Genomic DNA, 21,344 nt, shown 5'->3' with positions numbered 1-21,344 from the left:
CTCCCCCATGGGGGAGTGAAGAAAAAGGAGACTTTCGATTGTAAGACTTAATGCCACTATCCTGTTTGAAGATTTAAATGCAATCACCCAGTAATGTATAGGTTGCATTTACAAAGTCAATTGAGGTTTTGTTTTTTGTAGTTTGTTTTTTGCCGAATTTTGCTTGATTTTTTGACCTCGGTATGATAAATTGTATTAGTGTTTCGCAAGGGACAGATGTCGGGGCGTAGCTCAGCTTGGTAGAGCGCTACCTTGGGGTGGTAGAGGCCGCACGTTCAAGTCGTGTCGCTCCGACCAGTAAAATAAAGCCTATCAGGGCTTTTTTTGTTGCCCGGAAAGGCGAAAATGACCGTGTAGTGTAAGTTTTAGTGCAATTTGAAATTATGCGTTTAAATGGGATTCTTTTTGGGTGTAAATTTTTTTCTTTTAAACAAGCTGTTTAAGTTAATTGCAGCCTGTTTTTTTATTTCCGGCATTGTTCTGGTCCTTCTTCCTGGACTCCTAAGAGGATCACCGCCTGGGTGTATGTCAAATTGCGCACTGGTGCGTAATTTGAGTTGCCGTCGGAAGCATCGGGCAGCTTGCACCCGTACTCTCTGAAGACCTTCATCAGGCTTTCCGCCGTACTCTGACGGTTATTTGGAAAATAGAAAAAATTATTTCTCGAACATACAGGCTTTAGGGCAGACAAGAAGGGAATACATACAATAGCGAGAAGTAAGCATAGTCCGGATAGAGAAAGGGCATGCTATTCAGGAAGCACCTATATTCAAGCAGCAAACGATGAAAGGATAGCCGGTATGGGAAAACATAAAAAGAATGCAAGAGCCAAATCGTCTCTGACGGTAAGTGATCCGCATTTTACAGATTATGATATTCAAAAGGAACGTAATATCCTACAGATACAAGCCGACAAACCGAGCCATTCCTGAAACGAAGATACCGATCGTAATCCGGGGAAACCCGGATTATTTATGTATATGATCTATTTAGAACATTTTTTTATGATTTCCAATGATTGTTATTCTATGATTTCCAATGATTGTTATTCATTGATGATATTGATAAATGATTTATAATAAGAGAAACATATAAACAGACTAGGAATACCGGATATGGGATAGAAGGCGGCAAACAAATCTTGGATAAAAGAAGTGATGAAATGAATAAAGCCATTATTGTTGAAGGGAAGACAGACAGGGAACAGCTGCTGAAGGTACTGGACGAACCTGTCGAAATCATCTGTACGTACGGAACCATTAATCAAACGAACCTTGAAAGGCTCATTGACGAAGAGAAATATGATGAAATTTATGTGCTGGTCGATGCGGACGAGCCGGGAAATAAGCTCAGGCGGAGCATCAAAAATATTTTTCCGAATGCCCGGCATATGTATACCAGAAGAATATACCGGGAGGTGGCATCAACCCCGCTTGAGGAAATATATGATATTTTGAAAAATGCTCACTTTGACGTGAAAGAAATACCTTAATAAGAGAAATCCAGCCTTGTAACAAAAAAGTAACAAAAAATATTAATAATCCCCAAAAAATATCAAAATTCGCTTGTGTTATTCTTCACTTTCTGATATTATCTTGATAAAGTAGTATATACAAATATATATATTTGTATATATAAATATGTTTGTTTCTTTCTAAGGTATTTTAAGGGGTTAATCCTTAATTAAATTTTCACAATATTTTTGTAAAAACAATATTGTGAAAAATTTCACTATTGATATTCAACTATCGACAGAATAAACTAAGATTCATTATTTGGTCAGAAGGGGGACTCAATCATTATTTTTATAAATACTTACAGCTTTTTTGTATTAAGGTAAAAAGCCATGCAAGGAAAGGATGAAGAAAGTGGAAATCGTTGTTTGTATTAAACAAGTACCTGATACTACTGAAGTAAAGATTGATCCGGTTAAAAACACGTTAATCCGTGACGGTGTTCCGAGTATCGTGAATCCGTTTGACGAATATGCGGCTGAAGCTGCTATCAAAATTAAAGAACAATACGGTGGTAAAGTAACCGTCCTAACCATGGGACCACCACAGGCCGTATCTGCGCTGCGCAAATGTCTGGCGATGGGCGCGGATGAAGCAGTGCTGATCAGTGACCGGGCGTTTGCAGGTGCCGACACCTGGGCCACTTCCTATTCGCTGGCCAGAGCCATTGAAAAGATTGGCAAACCGGATATCATTTTTTGCGGAAAAATGGCCATTGACGGAGATACCGCCCAGGTAGGGCCCGGTATTGCCGAGCATTTACATCTTCCCCAAACAACCTATGTTCAAAAAATCAGAGAAGTTCATAAGGATCATCTCGTGGTTGAACGCGCCTTTGAAGGCGGATTTGAAGTGATCAAGGTTCAATTGCCTGCGGTCATCGCAGTCGATAAAGCAATCGGTGAACCAAGGTATCCGAGTGTTAAAGGTTCGATCAAAGCCTCAAGAATGCCGGTATCAATCTGGTCTGCTGCGGATATTGACGCACCTGCCGAAAAGACCGGACTAAACGGCTCCTGCACCCAGGTTATGCAGATCTTCACGCCTGAAGTTAAAATTCAGAGTGAAATGCTTAAAGGTGAAACAGATGAACAATTATGCAATTTGCTGATTAAGAAGCTGCAGGCTGCTGAAATCGTATAAGGAGGAGCAGGAAAATGAGTGTAAAGATCCTAGAAAATCAATGTAATGGCTGTGGCGCTTGTGTTGATAGATGTCCTTTCGGCGCTATAGAGATCGTAGATGGCATCGCAAAATTAAAGGATAATTGTACCGGCTGCGGAGCCTGCGGCAAAGCCTGCCCGAACAATGCCATAGAAGTTACCAAAAAAGCCAAAAAAGCTCCTAAAAACAACGATGAATACAAAGGTGTTTGGGTCTTCATCGAACAACGCACCGGCAAGATTGACACTGTAGCACTCGAGCTGCTTAGCGAAGGCCGCAAGTTGGCCGATGAGCTGAAGGTGGAGCTGGCCGGCGTGCTTCTTGGTGAAAATGTTGCCGATTTAGCGAAAGAGTGTTTTGCATACGGCGCTGAAAAAGTCTATCTGGTAGACGGCCCTGTATTTAAGGATTATCGTACCGATTCCTATACGGAAGCGATTGTTGAAATTATTAATCAATATAAACCGGAGATTCTACTGTTTGGCGCGACCAATAACGGACGTGATTTTGCAGCACGTATTGCAGTCAGGATTACCACCGGCCTTACGGCGGACTGCACCGCTCTTTCCATTGATCCGGAAACGCGGCTTTTAAGACAGACCCGGCCTGCATTTGGCGGCAATGTTATGGCGACCATTCTTTGCCCAAATCATCGTCCGCAGATGGCCACGGTCCGTCCGAAGGTCATGAAAATGGATGAGCCCGATTACAGTCGGATAGGTGAAGTGATCCGCTGTGAAAGCTCCGTCAAAGAAGCGGATATGACCACCAAGATTTTAGATATTATCCAAAGCATATCTCATACCGTCAATCTGCAGGATGCTGAGATTATTGTCTCCGGCGGCAGAGGCATAGGCGGTCCGGAAAATTACCGTTTGATTGAGGAACTGGCTGAAGCCCTTGGCGGCGTAGCCGGTGCATCCCGTGCAGCAGTTGACGCAGGATGGGTTCCGCATTACCGTCAGGTAGGACAGACCGGAAAAACAGTTTCCCCGAAACTTTATATTGCCTGTGGTATCTCAGGCGCTATTCAGCATCTTGCCGGAATGAATACCTCCGAAATCGTTGTTGCAATTAACAATGATCCCGAAGCTCCCATTTTCAACATCGCGACCTATGGTCTTGTTGGGGATCTTCATCAAATTGTGCCGATGCTGACCCAAAAGATCAAAACGTTAAAAATGGCGTAATGAACGATCTTTAAGGGCATAATGAACGATCTTTAATGATATGATGATCCGGCTGACGGATAAAATAGGATGAGTAGGAAAAGGAAGGTGTTAGGATTGCTTTCTTTAAAGCTGATTATATTTTTAGTACTGACAGGACTTGCAGTTTATGCATTTGTTCACGCCTTAAGTAAAAAAATCCGTATTTTGACCTTAGGCGCGAAAGAAAACAGGTTTGATAACCCGCGCAAACGTTTGAAGAATTTTATCGTAAACGTTTTATTGCAGGGCAAAATGCTCAGGGAATTTTACGGCTATATTCACTTGTTTATTTTCTGGGGATTCATATTCATTGCCTTAGGAGAAATCCCGTTTATGGTCGAAGGACTGTTCCCCTCCGTCCATGTTCCTTTGCTCGGAACGAGTCCCTACTTCTATCTAATTAAAGATATTCTGTCGACACTTGTATTTGTCGGTTTAATTATCGGTGTGATCAGAAGATGGATCGTTAAGCCCAAACGTCTCTACCGAACGCCGGAAGCCGCGATTATCGTGATTCTGATCTTCCTGGTTATTATCACCGAGTGGCTGACCAGTGGAGCCAAAGTTGTCTTAGATGCAAACTCTGCCTATAACCTGGCCTTCATCTATCATCTGTTTGCCGGACTGTACCAGGGCTACAGCGCTGAAACGCTCAGTGTCATTATTGAGATCTGCTGGTGGACCCATGTGCTGATCATTCTCGGGTTCCTGGTCTATATCCCAAACTCCAAGCACATGCATTTGTTGGCCTCACCGTTCAATGGCTATTTTGCTACATTGAAACCTGCCGGCGGTCAGGTTCCGGCAATGGATCTGCTAGACGAAAAGGTTACGGAGTACGGTGTAGGAAGAATCGAAAACTTTACCTGGAAACAGCTGCTGGACTGCTTCTCGTGCGGAGAATGTGGCCGTTGTATGGATAACTGTCCGGCAAATATCTCCGGTAAACCGCTGAATCCGAAAAAGCTCTTAAGCAGAGAGCTGAAGGATCATCTTTTGGAAAAAGGCGCTGAGATGACCAAGCTCGGTCTTAAATCCACAGCTCATTTAACAGATGAAGATTTCAGGAAGATTGCCAAGGAGGACCGTGAGTGTGCGGAAATACTTCAAAAGCATTTAATCGGCGATATCTTTACGCGCGATGAACTCTGGTCCTGTACGACCTGTTCAGCCTGCCAGACCTTATGCCCGGTATCGAATGAACATGTCAACAAAATCATTGATATGCGGCGGTATGAGGTGATGAATGAGAACAACTATGCACCTGAGCTGCAGCTCGCTTTCCGTAATGTTGAAAGCAAATACAATCCGTGGGGTGTCAGCTGGAGTGAGCGTGCTGGCTGGGCCAAAGACCTTGATATTCCGGTTATGAAAACGGCAGAAAATCCGGAGTATTTATTCTGGGTCGGCTGTGCCGGTTCTTTCGACAACCGCGCGAAGAAGGTTTCCGTAGCTACTGCCAAAATTCTTAAAGCTGCCGGCGTCAACTTTGCGATCCTTGGCAGAGAAGAGAAATGCTGCGGTGATTTTGCCCGCCGTGCCGGCAACGAATATCTCTTCCAGTTCATGGCCAAAGAAAATGTAGGCATCCTGAATAACTATGGCGTGAAGAAGATTATCACTACCTGTCCGCACTGCTTCAATACCCTGAAAAATGAGTATCCGGAACTTGGCGGCAATTATGAAGTGATTCATCATACCCAGTTCATTAACCAGCTTATCGGAGAAGGTAAGCTGAAACTGAATAAAGACGTTCGGCTGCCGGAACAAAGAATTGTATATCATGACTCCTGTTATCTCGGACGCTACCAGCAGGAATATGATGCACCAAGAGCACTCTTCAATAAGATTCCGGGGGTTCAGCTCGTCGAGATGGACCGCAACCATGACAAGAGCTTTTGTTGCGGTGCAGGTGGATCCAGAATGTGGATGGAAGAAAATCTGGGTGACCGTATCAACAACCTAAGAGTAGAACAAGCACTTTCCAAAGATCCTCAAGCCATTGGCGCCAACTGCCCGTACTGCATTACGATGCTGGAAGACGGCGTCAAAGATAAGGCTAAACCTGAGCGAAATGTTCACGTTGTCGATCCGGCCGAACTCATTGCAAAAATGATCTAACAAAAAAGATAGACCTTTGGCAGTCTCGGGATTGCTAAAGGTCTATTTACTTGATACAATACATACATTATGTATAGAATTATGTCGTTTCTTGAATAATAGACAGAAACGACAGGGCAGGATTTTTATTTTTAATCACGAATAATGTAAAATAACACAGAACAATGAGGAATACTTAGGATTTCTGGAGGGGAATCAAAGGTGATCGAAGTTTATAGCGTTGAATCGGAACTAAAAACAGTTGAAACAGAAATGAATAAAGAAATGCAGTTTAATTCATCAACGCTTGATGATCTGTTGAATCTGCCGATGAATAATCTGGACAGGTATATGAGTCCGGCCTTGGTTTTGTCTGTAAGCTGTATGACCGGAAAAATCAGCAAAACGATTCTTTCCCTTGCAACCGTTTTTCAATATGTTTTCTTAGCGCATCATATTCATAAACTGATTACTGATGAGGATATGTCCGAGCATTCCAGGCAGTTTCCTGTACTGACAGGGGATTTTATGTTTGGACAAACTCTGAAGAAGGTATGTCAGGAAGATATATTCCCATATGCCGGTCAGTTTGTCAAACTAATCAAGACAATCAATGAAGGCATCCTGATGCGCTGGCGGTATAAAAATAAGCGTATCCCTTTCCAGGAATATAACATGATCTTAGGCAATGAAAGAGCTTCTCTGACGGCGCTGGCTGTGAAACTCAGTGCAAAGCTTTCCGGGATTCCCCAAACTTATATCGATAAACTGGAGAACTTTGGGTACTGTATAGGGATGGCTTGGGCAGCTTCGGAAGAGCCAGCCTGTGCTTCAATATTACAGGAAAATCTCAGTAGAGCAGAAGAGAACCTGGCTCAAATCCGCGATTATTTACCGATCAAGCCTTTGCAGGAATTAATGGAATTTCTATACGCGGAAATCGAGCGAAACAAAAAAGCCGGTACAGGGGTCTTACAATAATAAATATCCTGCGTGAAGATCTTGGAGCTCTCAAGCCACTGAGAAACATTTCTACATATCAATCTCAGACCTGAGCTTTTTTTTGTCTGACACGAATAAGAAAGTTTTCTAGAACATAGAAAGTATATTTGGTATTCTTTAAATATCGTGATAGAATAATTAATGGCTCTTATTTAGCTGATGGAGGAGCGAAATAGTGCAACGCAGGAAAAAAAGAAACTTAGAAATGAGCCTTATGGGACATGTTAAAGAATTAAGAAAAGTACTTCTTATTTCTTTGTATGCGATTGCTATCGGAACGGTCATCGGGTATATTTTCAGCGACTATGTATACGGTTTTCTGGCAGAGCCTGTCACTGGGATGGCTGGAGTAAGTTTTATTACCACAACCCCGATGGAGCCGATTATGGTAAAGCTGCAAATATCGGTAGTAACCGGTATCATTATTGCCCTTCCAGTTGTGTTGTGGCAGATCTGGAGCTTTATACTTCCAGGTCTCAAAAAAAATGAACGTAAGTATCTTTACTATATCGTTGCTTCATCGTTTATTCTTTTTATTGCCGGCGCCGCTTTTGCCTACTATCTTGTTTTGCCGGTCTGTTTGAAGTTTCTGTTGCTTGCAGGAGGAGGAGCCGTAGATTCTACGCCTTTTGTGACCAAATCCTCTTATCTGAAATTTATTTTAACGTTTATGGGGACTTTCGGAGCAGTATTCCAACTGCCGGTTGTGCTGCTTTTCCTGATGAGAACCGGACATCTGTCTCCAAAAACGCTTGCCAAATTTCGCAAATGGGCTTTCTTTGCCATTATTATACTTACCGTAGTTGTATCCCCGACACCGGATCTCTTAACTCAGCTACTGATGGCAGGCCCAATATACATGCTTTATGAACTAAGTATATGGTTGGGCTATCTCATTACGAGAAAGAAAAAAGAACTTCAGCCTTCCGAAGCCGAAGAGGGAGGGGGACAGAACCAATGAGTATGACTGAAATTGCGCTGATATTGGTCATCGCTGTCATTCTATTTGGTCCGGATGATTTGCCCGTTGTGGCGAGGACTTTGGGCAAAATGATATTTAAGGTACGGAAATTCACCGATGAAGTCACCAGAGAATTTAAGAGTACACTTAGTGCTCCCAACGGTCTAATTGAAAATGCTCTTAAAGACTATCCTCCTAAAGACCATCCTCCTGAAGATAAACCGGCTCAGTCTAAAAAAATAGCGGAAGATGAAGAGCTTCTTTCCTATCAGGAAATTGAGGAATCGTCTCCCGATAAACAAGTGAATCAGAAAGACATGCAAGCGGGTGAATAATAGTTGAAACGTCAGAAATTATTTAGAGAAATCAATGCAGATCTTAAAAAAGTAGAAAAGGAACTTGATAAATTTCTTAATGTCGATGATCCTATGTTTTCGCAAACTTGTCTTTACCTTCTACAAGCTGGCGGAAAAAGGTTACGTCCGAGTTTTACGCTTCTTGCCGGAAAATTTTTTGACTACCGGTTTGAGAAGCTTCTTCCTGTTACAATGGCCGTGGAACTTATACATATGGCAACATTGATTCACGACGATGTCGTTGATGCATCCCTTACCCGCCGAGGACGTCCAACCCTGACCGCAGGCTGGGGAAATACCGTATCGATGGCAACAGGGGACTATCTGCTTGCGAAGGCCCTAGAACTGATTGTGAAGATTGATAATCCCGCGGTATCCAGCATCTTGGCTGATGTCTGTATTGAGATGTGTCAGGGGGAAATTCAGCAAATTAAGTCTTCCTATGATACAACGCAAACCTTGAAGCAGTATCTCTACCGTATTCAGCGAAAAACAGCACTGCTGATCGGTTTATGCTGCAAATTAGGCGCCAAGGTATCCAATGCCAATCCGAGGCAGATATGGCTGATGAGTAAATACGGCAATTACCTTGGTCTCGCGTTTCAAATTGTTGATGATATTCTTGATATAACTGCAAATCCCAAAGAATTGGGAAAACCGGTCGGAGGAGATATCCGCCAGGGGATCATTACCCTGCCGATGATTTTTGCATTGAAGGATTCTTCACAGAAAGAAAGATTAAAGGATCTTTTGGGGCGGAAGACGAAAACGGATGCTGAAGTAGCTGAGGCAATCCAGCTGATCATCCAGGCAGGCGGAATCGATAAATCAAGAAAAATTGTCGAGCAGTATATCGACAAAGCCAAAGCAAACCTCCAGGAACTTCCCGATGTTCCGGCCAAGGATGCTTTAATCGAGTTGGCTAATTACATGGGTGAGCGAAGTTACTAAGGTACGAAGTTGTGAAAAATCTGCTCACCTTCAGATGATAATTTTAGGACTCACAAGATACTTAAAAAATATCAAATTAAATTATAATAATATAATGATAGAGACGCTGCAAAACGAAGAAGTTTACTGCAGCTCTTTTTTTGCTTCAAACTACATTAAGAGCCGCCGCAGCGGCTTTGGTTATTTTTTCAAGAGATACAAACACTCATTTGTATGGAAAAAAATACTATATTATACATGAATTACTAAGTGAGGAGCTGTGTATTTTTGAATGACCAAAAAAGGAAAGTGTTATTGGAAGAAATAGAAAAGATACGGCATTCCAAAGTTATTGTCTATTTTTCTTATACACCTCTCGACGATGGAATCCTGGTTCCGTTGTATCAAGAATTGAATAAAATTGGAAAAACCCAAAAAATTGACCTCTTCTTGCACAGCTATGGCGGCGCGGTTGATACACCCTATAAGGTTGTCATGCTGATCAGGGAATTTTGTGAAGAGTTTTCAGTCATCGTTCCTTTTTCAGCGAAATCAGCAGCTTCAATGATTGTTCTGGGAGCGGATGAAGTTGTGATGGGCCCAATATCCGAGCTGGGACCGATAGATCCACTGGTCAAGCATCCATTGTATAAGGACTTCTGGATACCGGTGCAGGCCCTGCGCTGCTGCTTCGAATATATTGAAGAACTCATCGAAAACAACTCGAATACGGAGGTCTCTGAGATCATCGTCAATTCGGTTTTGAATAAACTTGATCCGTGGCTGATTGGGGATTATGAGAAAGCCTTAAAGGCTTCCAGACAATATGCCGAATCCCTGCTTTCCAAATATATGCTGAAAAATGATAAGGAAAAGGTGAAAGCGGTCACGCAAAACCTTACAAACGGTTATTTTTCGCACGGTTATCCGATAGGCCGGGCCGAAGCCAAAGAGATGGGCATTTGCGTAACTGAGGCTACAGGAGAACTGTGGGAATTAATCTGGGAATTATATCTTGTCTATCAATCCATGTTTTCTGGCGAAAATGCTTGTAATTTTTCTCTTTCTACGATAGGATGATGTAGGGTAAAGAAATTGGTTTTTTTGTAGAGTTCATGATATAGTAATATGAAAAGGAGGGTGACAGAAGTGCAACCTATTTTTGGAATGATTGCTCCCATGACATTAGTCATCGTTTTAGTCGTTGTGTTGATCATTTTTGGCCCGGGGAAACTTCCTGAATTGGGTAAAGCTATGGGCAAAGGCATTAAAGAGTTTAAGTCTGCGACCGATGATCTGGAAGACAGCGTCAAAGGAACCAAGGATTCGTCTGAAGAGAAGAAAGAAGGATAAGAGTCCATCTAACCATCATATGATCCATATAGAAATGTTTAGGACGTTACCGCGTTGCTATAGCTGGCAAGGAGCGGCAACGTCCTTAAATTATTCCTGAATTATATGATTCTAAGATTATTTTCATTTAGCAGCTTGGCACAATATTCGATAATTTCGCGGCGTCGGACGATCCCAATAAAAATTCCCTGATCGTCAATCACGGGAACAAAATTCTGCTGGATCGCCCTGGAAATGAGATCATTGATCTGAGCATTGATCGAAACGGCTGCATTCTGGGTGCGTTGTTCAATCTCATCAAGGTGTATTTTTTCCGTGTTGCCGAACGTCAGATCAGGGGTGTTTTTGAGCTTCCAAAGGAGGTCCCCCTCCGTTACTGTTCCCGCGTAATGCCCTTTGGAATCCACCAGAGGGATTGCTGCATATCCGTGGTACTCCATACGTTCAAGCGCCTGACGCATCGTAGCATTTTTTTTAAGAAAGATGACATCTTTTTTCGGGATAAGAAAAAATGCAATATTTTTCATAGCAAAACCTCTGACACTTTTATTATGATAACCGTTTATTTGAATTATTCAATAGAAACTATGGAATTCCTTCCCGGTTCCAAAAGCTTTTTGACGGTAGATTAAGTATCGCGGCTTAGGGGAACAAAGGGACGTATTATTTATTTTCAATCAAAAAGGGGGACAAAAGATACGTTCCTTTGTCCCTCTTTTATTAGTTTTGCCAATTTTTTAGAAGATTACACCCAGAGCAATAAGGATAAGAATCGCAATCGCGATAATACCTACACCTGCACCGCCATATATCGGAGCCACCGGGGCAACCGGAGCCACCGGGGCAGTTCTGCAGCAGCATCCATAATTGTACATCTATTTTCACCTCTTTTACACAGATCAAATAATAAGATTTTAGATCCTTAGAACAAAATACCCATCGCAATCAAGAGCAGAATAATCACTGTTACAATAGCAATTCCGCAAAAATTAGGCGTACAGCAACAACCACCAACTGCGCCTTCTGTTACAACACCACCGGCAACTGCACCTTCGTAAGCCATAATCGCAAGACACCCCCTGTATAATTGGTATGAATTGGTACTCGATGCAATATATGTAAAGGTACTTGCAATGGTGTATTTTCTAACAGTCAAAAATAATCGAATAAAATAATAGAAGCTCCCGCGTCCGGGAGCTTCTTGCGCAAAGTCCAAAGACAACTGCGGCTAGATTTTATACCTAGACATCAATTATCTAGAGACTCTTCAATAAAAAATTAACATGGAAAAGCCTTAAAGTCAACGATTATAAACAAAAATCTAGTAGTTAAGTTTTGGTTATTTTGTTATTCATCGAACGGAATAAACACAACCGCAATATTTTTGCCGGTAGAAATTTTGGGATCGGGCGATCTCCATCGTCTTTTTATAGCCATCCTGTTTCTTGAAATTTCTGGCCAGGAATTTGAGGCAGTTTTCATCAGCAATCTTTTGACCTATCTCCAGAATGTGTTGGCTGCTTTTATGAGGGCTGATGGTCAGAGTGGTTGTAAAGATGCTAATATTATTTCTCGAAGCATACGCGGCCGTTTTTTGAAGTCTCAGAGCAAAGCAGCGGTCACAGCGGATTCCTTTCTCCGGTTCATTCTCCAAACCTTTCATTTGTGCCAGCCACTGCCGGGGGTCATAAGGATCCTCAAAAAAAGATATGTTTTGGGCAGCGGCATATTTCTGCAGTTCACTACTCCGGAGCACGTATTCTTCCTCCGGATGAATGTTAGGATTGCAATAGTAGATGACCGGAGTAAAATCCGCAGAAAGCTGCTCCAGGACATAACCTGCACAGGTGGCGCAGCAGGCATGAATCAAGATCTTTTCTTTGGACATCGTTTCAACCTCCCAATCATGATGCTAAAACATATTTCTGGGGAATAAGTCTTACTGGCAAAATTATAGGCCTGCTGCAGCCTGAATGCAAGATGGGAAAGTTGTTCAAAATAACTGTAGGACAATGAAGGAGGTAAATTTGATGAAAAAAAATATAGTCAATCGGAATGTTATCATTCCTGTTCTAGGGTCGTTATTTTTGTTGTGTGGCCCTGGACAAGTTTTTGCTCAATCGACCCAGTATAGCGTTCAGGCCGGAGACAGTATGTGGAAAATTGCAGTACGGTATGAAATTGGATTAAGCGAATTAGCCCAGGCCAACCCGCAAATCCAAAATCTGAGACTGATCTACCCCGGACAGAAGGTTTTTATCCCGAATGTTGACAGCATTAAAGCCCTGGAGACGGAAGTAATCCGGCTTGTCAATGTAGAACGGTCTAAAAAAGGATTGCAGCAGCTGAAACAAAATTGGGAAGTATGCAGGGTCGCAAGATACAAATCACAAGATATGATCGACAAAGGATACTTTGCCCACGAGTCTCCGACCTACGGGTCTCCTTTTAAAATGATGGAGTCTTTTGGCATCAGATTTTCAGCTGCGGCGGAGAATATCGCTTATGGTCAGCAAACACCGCAGGAAGTCATGAACAGCTGGATGAATTCTGCCGGCCATCGCAGTAATATCCTAAGCCCGTCCTATCTGGAAATAGGTGTTGGAGCTGCAAAGGATAGTGAAGGCAATATTCACTGGACCCAAATGTTTATAAAGCCGCTGTAATAAGCATTGTTGTCGGATATGTACTTTCTTAAAAATGCGGACATGGTAGCCTTTAATAAAATGCTGGTTCATCGTTTAGGACTGTGATAGACTAGTACTGTTGTTAGTCCCAGTTACATATCCGGTGACAAGGGACGATATTCAGCTGAAGGATGATTTGATGACAGTGCAGGGAATTACCGCGGAAGAAAATGATAACCGGATCATTTGGCTGGATGTGATGAAAGGAATCGGAATACTGAGCGTCGTCTGGGGACATGCCGGTCATCCGTATTCTTTTTTGATGTTCTTCTTTCATATGCCTTTGTTTTTCTTTATCAGCGGCTATCTGTATCGATCTGCCGGGGCTGGGACACCATTGCAATATCTCGTCCGGCGGTCAAAACAGCTCCTGGTCCCTTATGTATTCTATATAGTTCTGATTACGGTATTCCTGGCCGTTTTAAGTGCGCTTAAAGGCCAATCGGCCAATATCAACTGGACAGCTTTGGTTCTGGGCGGAAGCAAGCTGGAAGGCGCTTACGGAGCCTTCTGGTTTGTGACCTGCTTATTCTTTGTCCAGATATTCTTTGACTTCGTCATCCGGAAGATTCGTCCAAGGTGGCTTGTCGTGCTGGTGATCGCAGCATGTTTTGTTTTTGCCTTCTGGGAGTCACGCTTTCACCAAGATTTCTTTGTTCCCTGGAATATGGATGTAGCCTTTTTTGGAATCGTTTTCTATGCGCTGGGTTTCCTTTTTAAACAAAAAAAATGGCTGGTAAATACCCAGCTAAACAAAATCATTCTTTTATTATCAGCAGTCTTTCTTGTCCTGTTCTTATACGCCTATTTTCAGGATTACCTGAGGTTTGGTCTGGACTTTAAGCACCGTCAGTATTACTTTTTCGGTACGAACATCCTTGTGCCGATGGCTGCAATTCTGTTGATCTCCGGCCTAAGCAGGATGCTCGCCAATTGGACGTTTTGCAGAAGGGTATTAAGTTCCCTGGGCCAAAGCTCGATGGCAATCATGTTTCTTCATTTGTTTGTGAATTCAGTGATAGGTGGTTTTATTACGATTAGTCCTTGGCGTTTTCTTATTATCGGAATATTATTCCCTTGGCTGTGGTTTGAATTTGCTTCGCGGATACCTGGTCTGCGCTTTCTGGCCTTGGGAATAAATCCTAAAAGACCGGCCATTGGTATTGGAATCTCAGGCAGATCGGATAGAAGCATCTGAGAAACTGCAATAACATTGTTGTTTATGACTATTCCTGATTGATCTTCTTTAGAAGCCAGGCCATATTTTTGCCAAGTGTCTGAAATGTCCGGATGCCTTCCTCATCCTGCTGGACATTCCCAGGTTTATGGGCAAGTGTCATATTCCAGTAGCTGGAACCTACGGTGATCATTTCGGTGATGCCAAAGAATAGATTGATCGAAGAAAAAACGAAATTTGTACCGGCTCTCCGGGCAGCCACAACGGTGGCACCAACTTTTCTGGTCAATAAACGGCCATTGGCCCCGTTAACGATGCCGCAGCGGTCAATAAAGGCTTTGACTTCGGGGGTCATATTGCTGAAATAGCTTGGGGAACCGATCAGAATGCCGTCAGCTTCAAAGACTCTTTGTAGAATCGGATTCAATTCGTCGTCATGGCCCGGGCAGCTCCTGTCTGCGCTTTGAGCGCATTTTCCGCAGACCTTACAGCCGAAAATCGGTTTTCCGCCTAATTGCAGCAGTTCGGTCTGAATGCCCTCCTTTTCTAATTCCTGAAGAACGATTTTAAGACTTTGAGCCGTATTTCCATTGGGTTTTGGGCTCCCATTAAGTGCAACAACCAACATGGCATGTTCCTCCTGATTTTGGGTGTTTTTTTGATTATTCAGATACTTTTTATGTAATATAATTGTAATGAATAATTCAAGATCAACAGTCGTGTTTCCTGCAGCGGATTTTAGAGACGATCAGTACCTGGGGGAAACCCGCTAAAGCTATAATGCTGATGGTAGCGGGGACATTCAGAATCTTTGTCTGATACTACTTTTGTTTAAGAATTGAAAATGTATCTCATTTTGTATATAATGGCAGTTAGCGCTTTGGGTCTTGTACAATCAAAACCGGCTGGAACTTATATTCGCGGAACTGCAGCCCGGAGGGACTATAATATTCTAGCATATTCGAAAGGAACGAAAAAAGTGAAGATTTTACGTTACATGCTCATATTTGTACCGATCACTTTTGTAGGTGAATTTCTGCACTGGGAACCAACCCTGATGTTTGTCTTGACAGCACTGGCCATTATCCCTTTGGCTGCGCTGATGGGCGAAGCGACAGAGGAAATTTCCTTCTATTCAGGGCCCAAGATAGGTGGGTTTCTGAATGCAACGTTTGGCAATGCAACAGAACTGATTATTTCTTTCTTTGCGTTAAAAGCAGGTCTTTTTGAGGTTGTCAAAGCATCCATTGCCGGATCGGTCATCGGTAATATTTTACTCGTGCTGGGTGCCAGCATGCTCTTGGGCGGAATCAAATACAAGTCCCAGCATTTTAACCAAAAGGTTATTGACAACAGTGCCAGCATGCTGTTATTTGCAGTTATTGGTTTAACGATTCCGGCTATTTTCATGCATACGCTGGATCCGGCACTCCTGAGTACGCGTTATGAGGGACTCAGTGTCATTGTCGCAGTCATCATGATTCTCATCTACATTTTGAGCTTAGTCTTTTCTTTTTACACGCACAAAGATATTTATTCGGTCGACCACTCCCAGGAAAGCTCTCCAAAGTGGTCCATCAAAAAAGCAATTGCCGTTTTGGTCGGAGCCACTGTGCTGATCGGACTGGAGAGTGAGTTCCTGGTCAGTGCTGTTGAGCCAATGTCGGAAGCGATCGGGCTAAGCGAATTTTTCGTCGGTATTATCCTTATTCCGATCATTGGTAATGCTGCTGAACACAGCACGGCGATTGTCATGGCACTGAAAAATAAAATGGATGTCGCTGTTGAGATTGCAATCGGGTCAAGCCTGCAGATCATCTTGTTTGTTACGCCTGTATTGATTTTCCTGAGTTTGCTGTTTACACCGATGAGTATTGTTTTTAATGAATTTGAACTTGTAGCCCTTGTCTTTTCGGTTTTGATTGCCAACAGGGTAGCGACAGATGGCGAATCAAACTGGATGGAAGGGGTTCAGCTGCTAGCAGTATATTTGATTATTGCTGTGGCGTTCTTTGTTTTGTAGAATCCAGCTTCTTGATTCTATAGATTTAGGTTTGCAGATTCTGTGAGGGTACGTAATGTGCCCTCATTTTTTGTGGGCTTATACTGCTTAATTGCTTAAGTGCTTAAGGCGTGCTAAAAGCCTTTTGGGCTTGTCTGCGTGCCACAATACCACTTTCGGCCGTTGCGTCCTCCTTGACGCAAAAGGCCGCGCTACGCAATCCTTGCTCCGCTTATCGTGGAACTGTGCCACGCAGACTAATTGACAGTTAATTGGGGCTTGTCTGCATGAAGAACTTGTACTCCATATATATTTTCACAATGGAATCTTGTGTCATCGTAAGAATAATTCAAAATTAAAAAATGCAGACATTGACAATAAGCGTTAACGAGTTAAAGGTGATTCGTATATTTCATCCTCGTCTGATATTGTATCAGGGAATAAAATAATGCTATGATAAAGCTGATTCCGGAAGGGGAGGGGTAGCTATGAAACGGTTTGGTTTCTATTTAATAATTTTGACTTTAGGACTGGGAATTTTGACGGCTGGCTGTGCAAACAACGATCAAATGAATGGTACGAATCAGGAAACAAACCAGACAGGTCAGACGAACGGCTCAAACGGATCAAACGAGGCAAACGAAGACAATAATCCGGTGATCTATCAGAACACGGTGTATGGCTTTGATTTTACGTTGCCGGACAGTTGGAAGGGCTACTCAATTGTAACTGAGCAATGGGAAGGTATTGCTGTGGATGGTCCGCAAAGCGGTCAAGTGATTGAAATGGGTCAGCTCATTCGGATTCGTCATCCACTATGGACTTCGGAGCAGCCTCGTCAGGATATTCCGATTATGATATTTACACTGGATCAATGGACAGACTTACTGAATGAAAAATTCAGTGTTGGTGCGGCACCAATGCCGCCAAGCGAGCTCGGCCGAAATTCCAGATATGTACTGGCGCTTCCTGCGCGTTACAATTATGCTTTCCCCGAAGGATTCGAGGAAGTGGAGGATATTCTCGCAAACAGTCCTTTGGAAGCAGCTGAAAACTTTAAGTAGGGAATGACGGATTTCTTGCTTGAATTTTTTGGGAGGGTATCATGAAAATTGTTGTCGCACCTGACTCTTATAAAGGCAGTATGAACGCGCTAAGCGCTGCCAGGGCAATCGAAAGAGGCATTCGGAACGTTGAACGGGATATTGCTGTAAAATTGATCCCGATGGCTGATGGCGGCGAAGGCACCGTAGAGGCGATAATTGCGGCTTTGGGTGGTGAGATCATACCTGCCAGGGTAAAAGGGCCTCTGGGTGAAACGACGGATGCTTTTTTTGGCTTGTTAGAAGACCGAACAACAGCTGTGATTGAACTGGCAGCGGCGGCAGGCTTAAATTTAATTCCTGCAAAGCTTAGAAACCCTCTGCTGACGACATCCTATGGTGTTGGAGAGCTAATAAAGCATGCCTTGGACACTGGAGCTAAAAAGTTAATTCTGGGTATCGGCGGGAGCGGCACGAATGACGGAGGAGCCGGAATGGCCACGGCCTTAGGGGTAAGACTCCTGGACCGGCATGGTCAGGAAATCCGTTTTGGAGGCGGCTATCTGACTGAAATAACGGATATAGATTTTTCTGGCTTTGACCCCAGACTGAACGATATGGAAATAATGGCTGCATGTGACGTGACCAATCCGCTATGCGGACCGCAGGGGGCCTCGGCAGTCTATGGCCCGCAAAAAGGAGCAACACCGAAGATGGTTGCCCTATTGGACAAGAATCTCCGGCATTATGCTGAAATCATTCAGAAAAGCACCGGCCTTCAGGTGCGGGATATACCCGGTGCCGGAGCTGCAGGAGGCGTTGGAGCGGCTCTGATTGCTTTTTTGAAGGCGGATCTGCAACCCGGTGCGCAGCTCATAATGAGGGCGGCAGATATGGACAAAGTTCTGACCGATGCGGATTTAGTCATAACAGGTGAGGGTTTGACCGATTACCAGACGCTCTTCGGCAAAGTGCCGCTGGCCGTAGCTGAAAAAGCTGTAAAACATCAAGTCCCAGTCGTCTGTTTGTCCGGCGGGCTGACGGAAGATGCCCAACAGCTTTACAAACATGGTTATTCCGGTGTATTTAGCATTACGGAAGGACCTGTTAGCCTGGCAGACGCAATCCTGAATGCGGAAGCGCTGCTGGAGAGGGCTGCTGAAAGGATCCTGCGTCTGTACCTGGCTGGACGATCATTCCAGCATGGAGGGTCATACGCAAAAGATCATTAACGCTCAAAATCGTATAGGGAGGACACTATGAAGATCGTCGTTTTGGATGGATATACGCTTAATCCCGGAGATATATCATGGAGCGGGCTGGAAAGGCTTGGGGAGCTTACCGTCTATGACCGCACCGCCTATCATGCCGGCAATGAAGATTTGATCATGGAAAGGATCGACAGGGCGGAGATTATCTTTACCAATAAAACACCTTTATCCAGAACAGTGCTGGAAAACGCACCTGATTTAAAATTTATCGGGGTTCTCGCAACGGGCTATAATATTGTCGATGTTGAGGCAGCCAAAGAAAGAGGAATTGTCGTAACGAATATTCCGGCCTACGGGACGAATTTTGTCGCTCAGATGGCAATTGCGCTGCTACTTGAAATGTGCTGCCATGTCTGGCCGCACAGCGAATCGGTTCGGAGAGGAGAATGGTCCGGCAATCCGGACTGGTGTTACTGGAACTACCCACTCATAGAACTGGCGGGAAAGACCATGGGAATCATCGGTCACGGCAGAATTGGCCAGGCAACTGGAAGAATAGCTCAGGCTTTGGGGATGAGGATCCTGGCTGTTGACAGTAATCCCGATCCGTCCTTGGAAAGTCCTGATATGAAATATGCCGATATGGATACACTACTTGCTGAATCCGACGCAATTATGCTGCACTGCCCGTTGTTTGAAAATACCAAAGGAATCATCAACAAGCAGACTATTGCTAAAATGAAACCCGGTGTGATGATCGTAAACAATGCAAGAGGACCTTTAATCGTTGAGGAAGATTTAGCCGAGGCCCTGAACAGCGGAAAGGTTGCCGGAGCCGCGTTGGATGTTGTGTCGACAGAACCGATTCAAGTGGATAATCCGCTGCTTCAGGCCAAAAACTGTATCATTACACCGCATATTTCCTGGGCCTCGCTGGAGGCAAGAATCCGGCTGATGGATCTGGCTGTGCGCAATCTGGAACAGTTTCTGGCAGGGTTTCCCGAAAATGTGGTCAGTTGAACCGGTAATCGTTTGTATAGTAACGATGTAAACTTTTTCGTTTCATTTTTCTATCCCATTTTTAGCCCGGCTCTGGTCGGGTTATTTTTTTAGATGATAAGCGGAAAAAGATTTTACATTTTACTGGAAAATTAATGACAAACTTAATTAATTCCTTTATTATGTAAGATATGTAAAATATTCTATAGTTTAAGGTGGATACATCGTATGGCTAGAGTAAACGTTCCATATATTATGGCGTGTGAAGATGTCATTAATGAAAATGAATCCTTAACTTACAAAAACATTCTTTTCACAAAAACAATCAAAGCTTTGTTTGAAAAAATATCCCTTAATATTGTCGTTGGGGTTCAAGTTTTTGAGTCGGAAGACGCTGAAGAAAATGAGGGTGACATCATACTTGAAATGACAGTAAAAGATGATAAAGATGAGTATGTCACCAAACTGCCGTTAAAAATTGAAATACCAAAAGGAACAAAAGATATCTCGGTAAAGATCGTATTTAACGAGATACTCATAAAATCACTCGGATCATACAAGTTTGTTGTCAGTAAAGGGAGGAAGAAACTCAACGAATATCGAATATTAATAACGATGGGAAAGGGAGAAAAAGAATGAATACGCTCACAATGGATGTAGACTTTAATAAAATATCAAAAGCTAAAGCTTCCCCTGAGAGTAATCATTCGGATTTTATATCTGCTATAAAAAGCTTCACTTCACCAAATAATATAGAATTCACCTTTAGCGCAGGAATTAATGGGTCGAATGTTGATGTTTATGAAAAACATGAGGTTTTATTTGCCGAATATACAGTGATTTTTACGGATGAAAAAAGTTTTGAAATAAGGTCAGGGTATAAAGAACCAAAGTCATTGAATAAACATAATAGTGTTCTATCAAGGATTGGTGGTGCTATTATGGGATGGCTTGCTTGTTCTCCAATTGAATCTTTCGCTGAAGAGATTAAAAGTTCTTATACGCAGCATGTCGGCTTAATTGCCTCTCTAGCGGCTCTAGGTTCTGCTTTTGCGGCTTGGACTGGTATTCCTATTTTTAGTATTATTGGTGGGTTTATTGGACTTGCCGTTTTTGACGCATTAATAAGCTTAATACCTGGAGCAGTTAAAGAAGGGAAGGAGAAAGATCATAGCTTACAGGCCAAACTATGTGCTTTTTGTGTAAACTTAGCCGCAATTATGGTTGGCGTTATTGCCCATAATTACTTTGTCAACTTGACTTCCGGGCTAAGTAGTATTGAATATTTCCCTGCCAAAGTCGTATCCAATGTTCATTATTTGATTGTCTTTTGGGTAGGGATGATCTATGTTACAAGAGTCATCGGATATGCAGCAAAAATTAATAAGGTACCAACTCCATGGTTTGTTAAAGCATTGAAAGGAATTGGTTCTAATAACGAAAAAGGGAAAAAGGGAAATAAAGAGTTATAATCTTTTTATAAATGGATATTTATTTTTGGCAAATCAAAAGGGGCTGTTGCACAACGAACGTAACCGTTCGTGGGCAATAGCCCTACTTTTATTGCGTGAGAAATAGCAAAAGCGGGCTCAAAGAGCCCGCAAATACTGTATAATTTAGTTATGCAACTAAAT

General features: G+C 43.0%; 25 protein-coding genes and 1 tRNA gene. 20 read left to right on the top strand and 6 right to left on the bottom strand.

The window, feature by feature from the left end:
• The first annotated feature begins 220 nt into the window (after positions 1 to 220).
• A tRNA-Pro gene (locus OKX56_RS13910) sits at positions 221 to 297 on the top strand.
• Between the two features lie 166 nt (positions 298 to 463).
• Here the strand turns inward: OKX56_RS13910 and OKX56_RS15015 are convergent.
• Positions 464 to 691 (bottom strand): DUF3102 domain-containing protein, encoded by a 228-nt coding sequence (locus OKX56_RS15015; RefSeq protein WP_345790490.1) that lies wholly within the window; start codon positions 689 to 691, stop codon positions 464 to 466.
• Between the two features lie 109 nt (positions 692 to 800).
• On the opposite strand from OKX56_RS15015, the gene OKX56_RS13900 reads away from it, so the two are divergent.
• The 11 genes from OKX56_RS13900 (at position 801) to tatA (ending at position 10,591) form a co-directional block, all read left to right on the top strand.
• Positions 801 to 932: a hypothetical protein gene (locus OKX56_RS13900; protein WP_019226352.1), complete on the top strand. Its 132-nt coding sequence runs from the start codon at positions 801 to 803 to the stop codon at positions 930 to 932.
• Positions 933 to 1,162: 230 nt separating this feature from the next.
• Positions 1,163 to 1,492, top strand: coding sequence for a toprim domain-containing protein (locus OKX56_RS13895; RefSeq protein ID WP_025205825.1), 330 nt, complete (start codon positions 1,163 to 1,165; stop codon positions 1,490 to 1,492).
• Between the two features lie 376 nt (positions 1,493 to 1,868).
• The gene (locus OKX56_RS13890) at positions 1,869 to 2,657 is read left to right on the top strand and encodes an electron transfer flavoprotein subunit beta/FixA family protein (RefSeq protein WP_019226354.1); all 789 of its coding nucleotides are present in this window, start codon (positions 1,869 to 1,871) and stop codon (positions 2,655 to 2,657) included.
• A gap of 14 nt (positions 2,658 to 2,671) precedes the next feature.
• Positions 2,672 to 3,868: an electron transfer flavoprotein subunit alpha gene (locus tag OKX56_RS13885; protein ID WP_019226355.1), complete on the top strand. Its 1,197-nt coding sequence runs from the start codon at positions 2,672 to 2,674 to the stop codon at positions 3,866 to 3,868.
• Between the two features lie 69 nt (positions 3,869 to 3,937).
• A complete protein-coding gene (locus OKX56_RS13880) occupies positions 3,938 to 6,010 on the top strand; it encodes a (Fe-S)-binding protein (RefSeq protein WP_176714442.1) in 2,073 nt (690 codons plus the stop codon).
• A 201-nt stretch (positions 6,011 to 6,211) separates the two neighbouring features.
• The gene (locus tag OKX56_RS13875; protein ID WP_019226357.1) at positions 6,212 to 6,970 is read left to right on the top strand and encodes an isoprenoid biosynthesis enzyme family protein; all 759 of its coding nucleotides are present in this window, start codon (positions 6,212 to 6,214) and stop codon (positions 6,968 to 6,970) included.
• A gap of 196 nt (positions 6,971 to 7,166) precedes the next feature.
• Positions 7,167 to 7,952: a twin-arginine translocase subunit TatC gene (gene tatC / locus OKX56_RS13870; protein ID WP_019226358.1), complete on the top strand. Its 786-nt coding sequence runs from the start codon at positions 7,167 to 7,169 to the stop codon at positions 7,950 to 7,952.
• Positions 7,949 to 8,287 (top strand): Sec-independent protein translocase subunit TatA/TatB, encoded by a 339-nt coding sequence (locus tag OKX56_RS13865; RefSeq protein ID WP_019226359.1) that lies wholly within the window; start codon positions 7,949 to 7,951, stop codon positions 8,285 to 8,287. Before tatC ends, OKX56_RS13865 begins: the two co-directional genes overlap by 4 nt.
• Before the next feature lie 3 nt (positions 8,288 to 8,290).
• Positions 8,291 to 9,259 (top strand): polyprenyl synthetase family protein, encoded by a 969-nt coding sequence (locus OKX56_RS13860; protein WP_019226360.1) that lies wholly within the window; start codon positions 8,291 to 8,293, stop codon positions 9,257 to 9,259.
• Positions 9,260 to 9,526: 267 nt separating this feature from the next.
• Positions 9,527 to 10,318, top strand: coding sequence for an SDH family Clp fold serine proteinase (locus tag OKX56_RS13855; RefSeq protein WP_019226361.1), 792 nt, complete (start codon positions 9,527 to 9,529; stop codon positions 10,316 to 10,318).
• A gap of 69 nt (positions 10,319 to 10,387) precedes the next feature.
• A complete protein-coding gene (gene tatA, locus OKX56_RS13850) occupies positions 10,388 to 10,591 on the top strand; it encodes a twin-arginine translocase TatA/TatE family subunit (RefSeq protein WP_019226362.1) in 204 nt (67 codons plus the stop codon).
• A 101-nt stretch (positions 10,592 to 10,692) separates the two neighbouring features.
• Here tatA and OKX56_RS13845 read toward each other — a convergent pair whose 3' ends face one another.
• The 4 genes from OKX56_RS13845 to OKX56_RS13830 all read right to left on the bottom strand — a co-directional run bounded on the left by OKX56_RS13845 (position 10,693) and on the right by OKX56_RS13830 (position 12,479).
• Entirely contained in the window at positions 10,693 to 11,118 is a 426-nt protein-coding gene (locus OKX56_RS13845) for a CBS domain-containing protein (RefSeq protein WP_019226363.1), read from the bottom strand.
• A gap of 210 nt (positions 11,119 to 11,328) precedes the next feature.
• The gene (locus tag OKX56_RS13840) at positions 11,329 to 11,466 is read right to left on the bottom strand and encodes a hypothetical protein (RefSeq protein WP_019226364.1); all 138 of its coding nucleotides are present in this window, start codon (positions 11,464 to 11,466) and stop codon (positions 11,329 to 11,331) included.
• A gap of 47 nt (positions 11,467 to 11,513) precedes the next feature.
• The gene (locus OKX56_RS13835) at positions 11,514 to 11,654 is read right to left on the bottom strand and encodes a hypothetical protein (RefSeq protein WP_015043034.1); all 141 of its coding nucleotides are present in this window, start codon (positions 11,652 to 11,654) and stop codon (positions 11,514 to 11,516) included.
• A gap of 288 nt (positions 11,655 to 11,942) precedes the next feature.
• On the bottom strand, positions 11,943 to 12,479 hold the full coding sequence (locus OKX56_RS13830; RefSeq protein ID WP_019226365.1) for an epoxyqueuosine reductase QueH: 537 nt from the start codon (positions 12,477 to 12,479) through the stop codon (positions 11,943 to 11,945).
• A 142-nt stretch (positions 12,480 to 12,621) separates the two neighbouring features.
• Between OKX56_RS13830 and safA the strand changes: the two genes are divergently transcribed.
• Together safA and OKX56_RS13820 are read left to right on the top strand one after the other, a co-directional pair.
• Positions 12,622 to 13,257 carry a SafA/ExsA family spore coat assembly protein gene (gene safA / locus OKX56_RS13825; RefSeq protein WP_019226366.1) on the top strand — a complete coding sequence of 212 codons (636 nt, stop codon included), beginning with the start codon at positions 12,622 to 12,624 and terminating at the stop codon, positions 13,255 to 13,257.
• A 160-nt stretch (positions 13,258 to 13,417) separates the two neighbouring features.
• The gene (locus tag OKX56_RS13820; protein WP_019226367.1) at positions 13,418 to 14,476 is read left to right on the top strand and encodes an acyltransferase family protein; all 1,059 of its coding nucleotides are present in this window, start codon (positions 13,418 to 13,420) and stop codon (positions 14,474 to 14,476) included.
• Positions 14,477 to 14,504: 28 nt separating this feature from the next.
• Here OKX56_RS13820 and OKX56_RS13815 read toward each other — a convergent pair whose 3' ends face one another.
• Positions 14,505 to 15,083: a flavodoxin family protein gene (locus tag OKX56_RS13815; protein ID WP_019226368.1), complete on the bottom strand. Its 579-nt coding sequence runs from the start codon at positions 15,081 to 15,083 to the stop codon at positions 14,505 to 14,507.
• Positions 15,084 to 15,299: 216 nt separating this feature from the next.
• Between OKX56_RS13815 and cax the strand changes: the two genes are divergently transcribed.
• The 6 genes from cax to OKX56_RS13785 all read left to right on the top strand — a co-directional run bounded on the left by cax (position 15,300) and on the right by OKX56_RS13785 (position 21,182).
• The gene (gene cax / locus OKX56_RS13810; protein ID WP_019226369.1) at positions 15,300 to 16,478 is read left to right on the top strand and encodes a calcium/proton exchanger; all 1,179 of its coding nucleotides are present in this window, start codon (positions 15,300 to 15,302) and stop codon (positions 16,476 to 16,478) included.
• Positions 16,479 to 16,945: 467 nt separating this feature from the next.
• Positions 16,946 to 17,521 (top strand): hypothetical protein, encoded by a 576-nt coding sequence (locus OKX56_RS13805; RefSeq protein WP_019226370.1) that lies wholly within the window; start codon positions 16,946 to 16,948, stop codon positions 17,519 to 17,521.
• 41 nt (positions 17,522 to 17,562) lie between these two features.
• Positions 17,563 to 18,732, top strand: a complete 1,170-nt coding sequence (locus tag OKX56_RS13800; RefSeq protein ID WP_019226371.1) for a glycerate kinase — start codon at positions 17,563 to 17,565, stop codon at positions 18,730 to 18,732.
• Positions 18,733 to 18,759: 27 nt separating this feature from the next.
• Entirely contained in the window at positions 18,760 to 19,731 is a 972-nt protein-coding gene (locus OKX56_RS13795; protein ID WP_019226372.1) for a D-2-hydroxyacid dehydrogenase, read from the top strand.
• Between the two features lie 207 nt (positions 19,732 to 19,938).
• Positions 19,939 to 20,349, top strand: coding sequence for a hypothetical protein (locus tag OKX56_RS13790; protein ID WP_019226373.1), 411 nt, complete (start codon positions 19,939 to 19,941; stop codon positions 20,347 to 20,349).
• Positions 20,346 to 21,182: a hypothetical protein gene (locus OKX56_RS13785; RefSeq protein WP_019226374.1), complete on the top strand. Its 837-nt coding sequence runs from the start codon at positions 20,346 to 20,348 to the stop codon at positions 21,180 to 21,182. The genes OKX56_RS13790 and OKX56_RS13785 overlap by 4 nt, the downstream gene beginning before the upstream one ends.
• The last annotated feature ends 162 nt before the right edge of the window (positions 21,183 to 21,344 follow it).

The sequence above is a fragment of the Dehalobacter sp. genome, assembly GCF_030063005.1.
Lineage (GTDB): Bacteria > Bacillota > Desulfitobacteriia > Desulfitobacteriales > Syntrophobotulaceae > Dehalobacter > Dehalobacter restrictus.
This window is presented reverse-complemented; position numbering and strand designations above follow the sequence as displayed.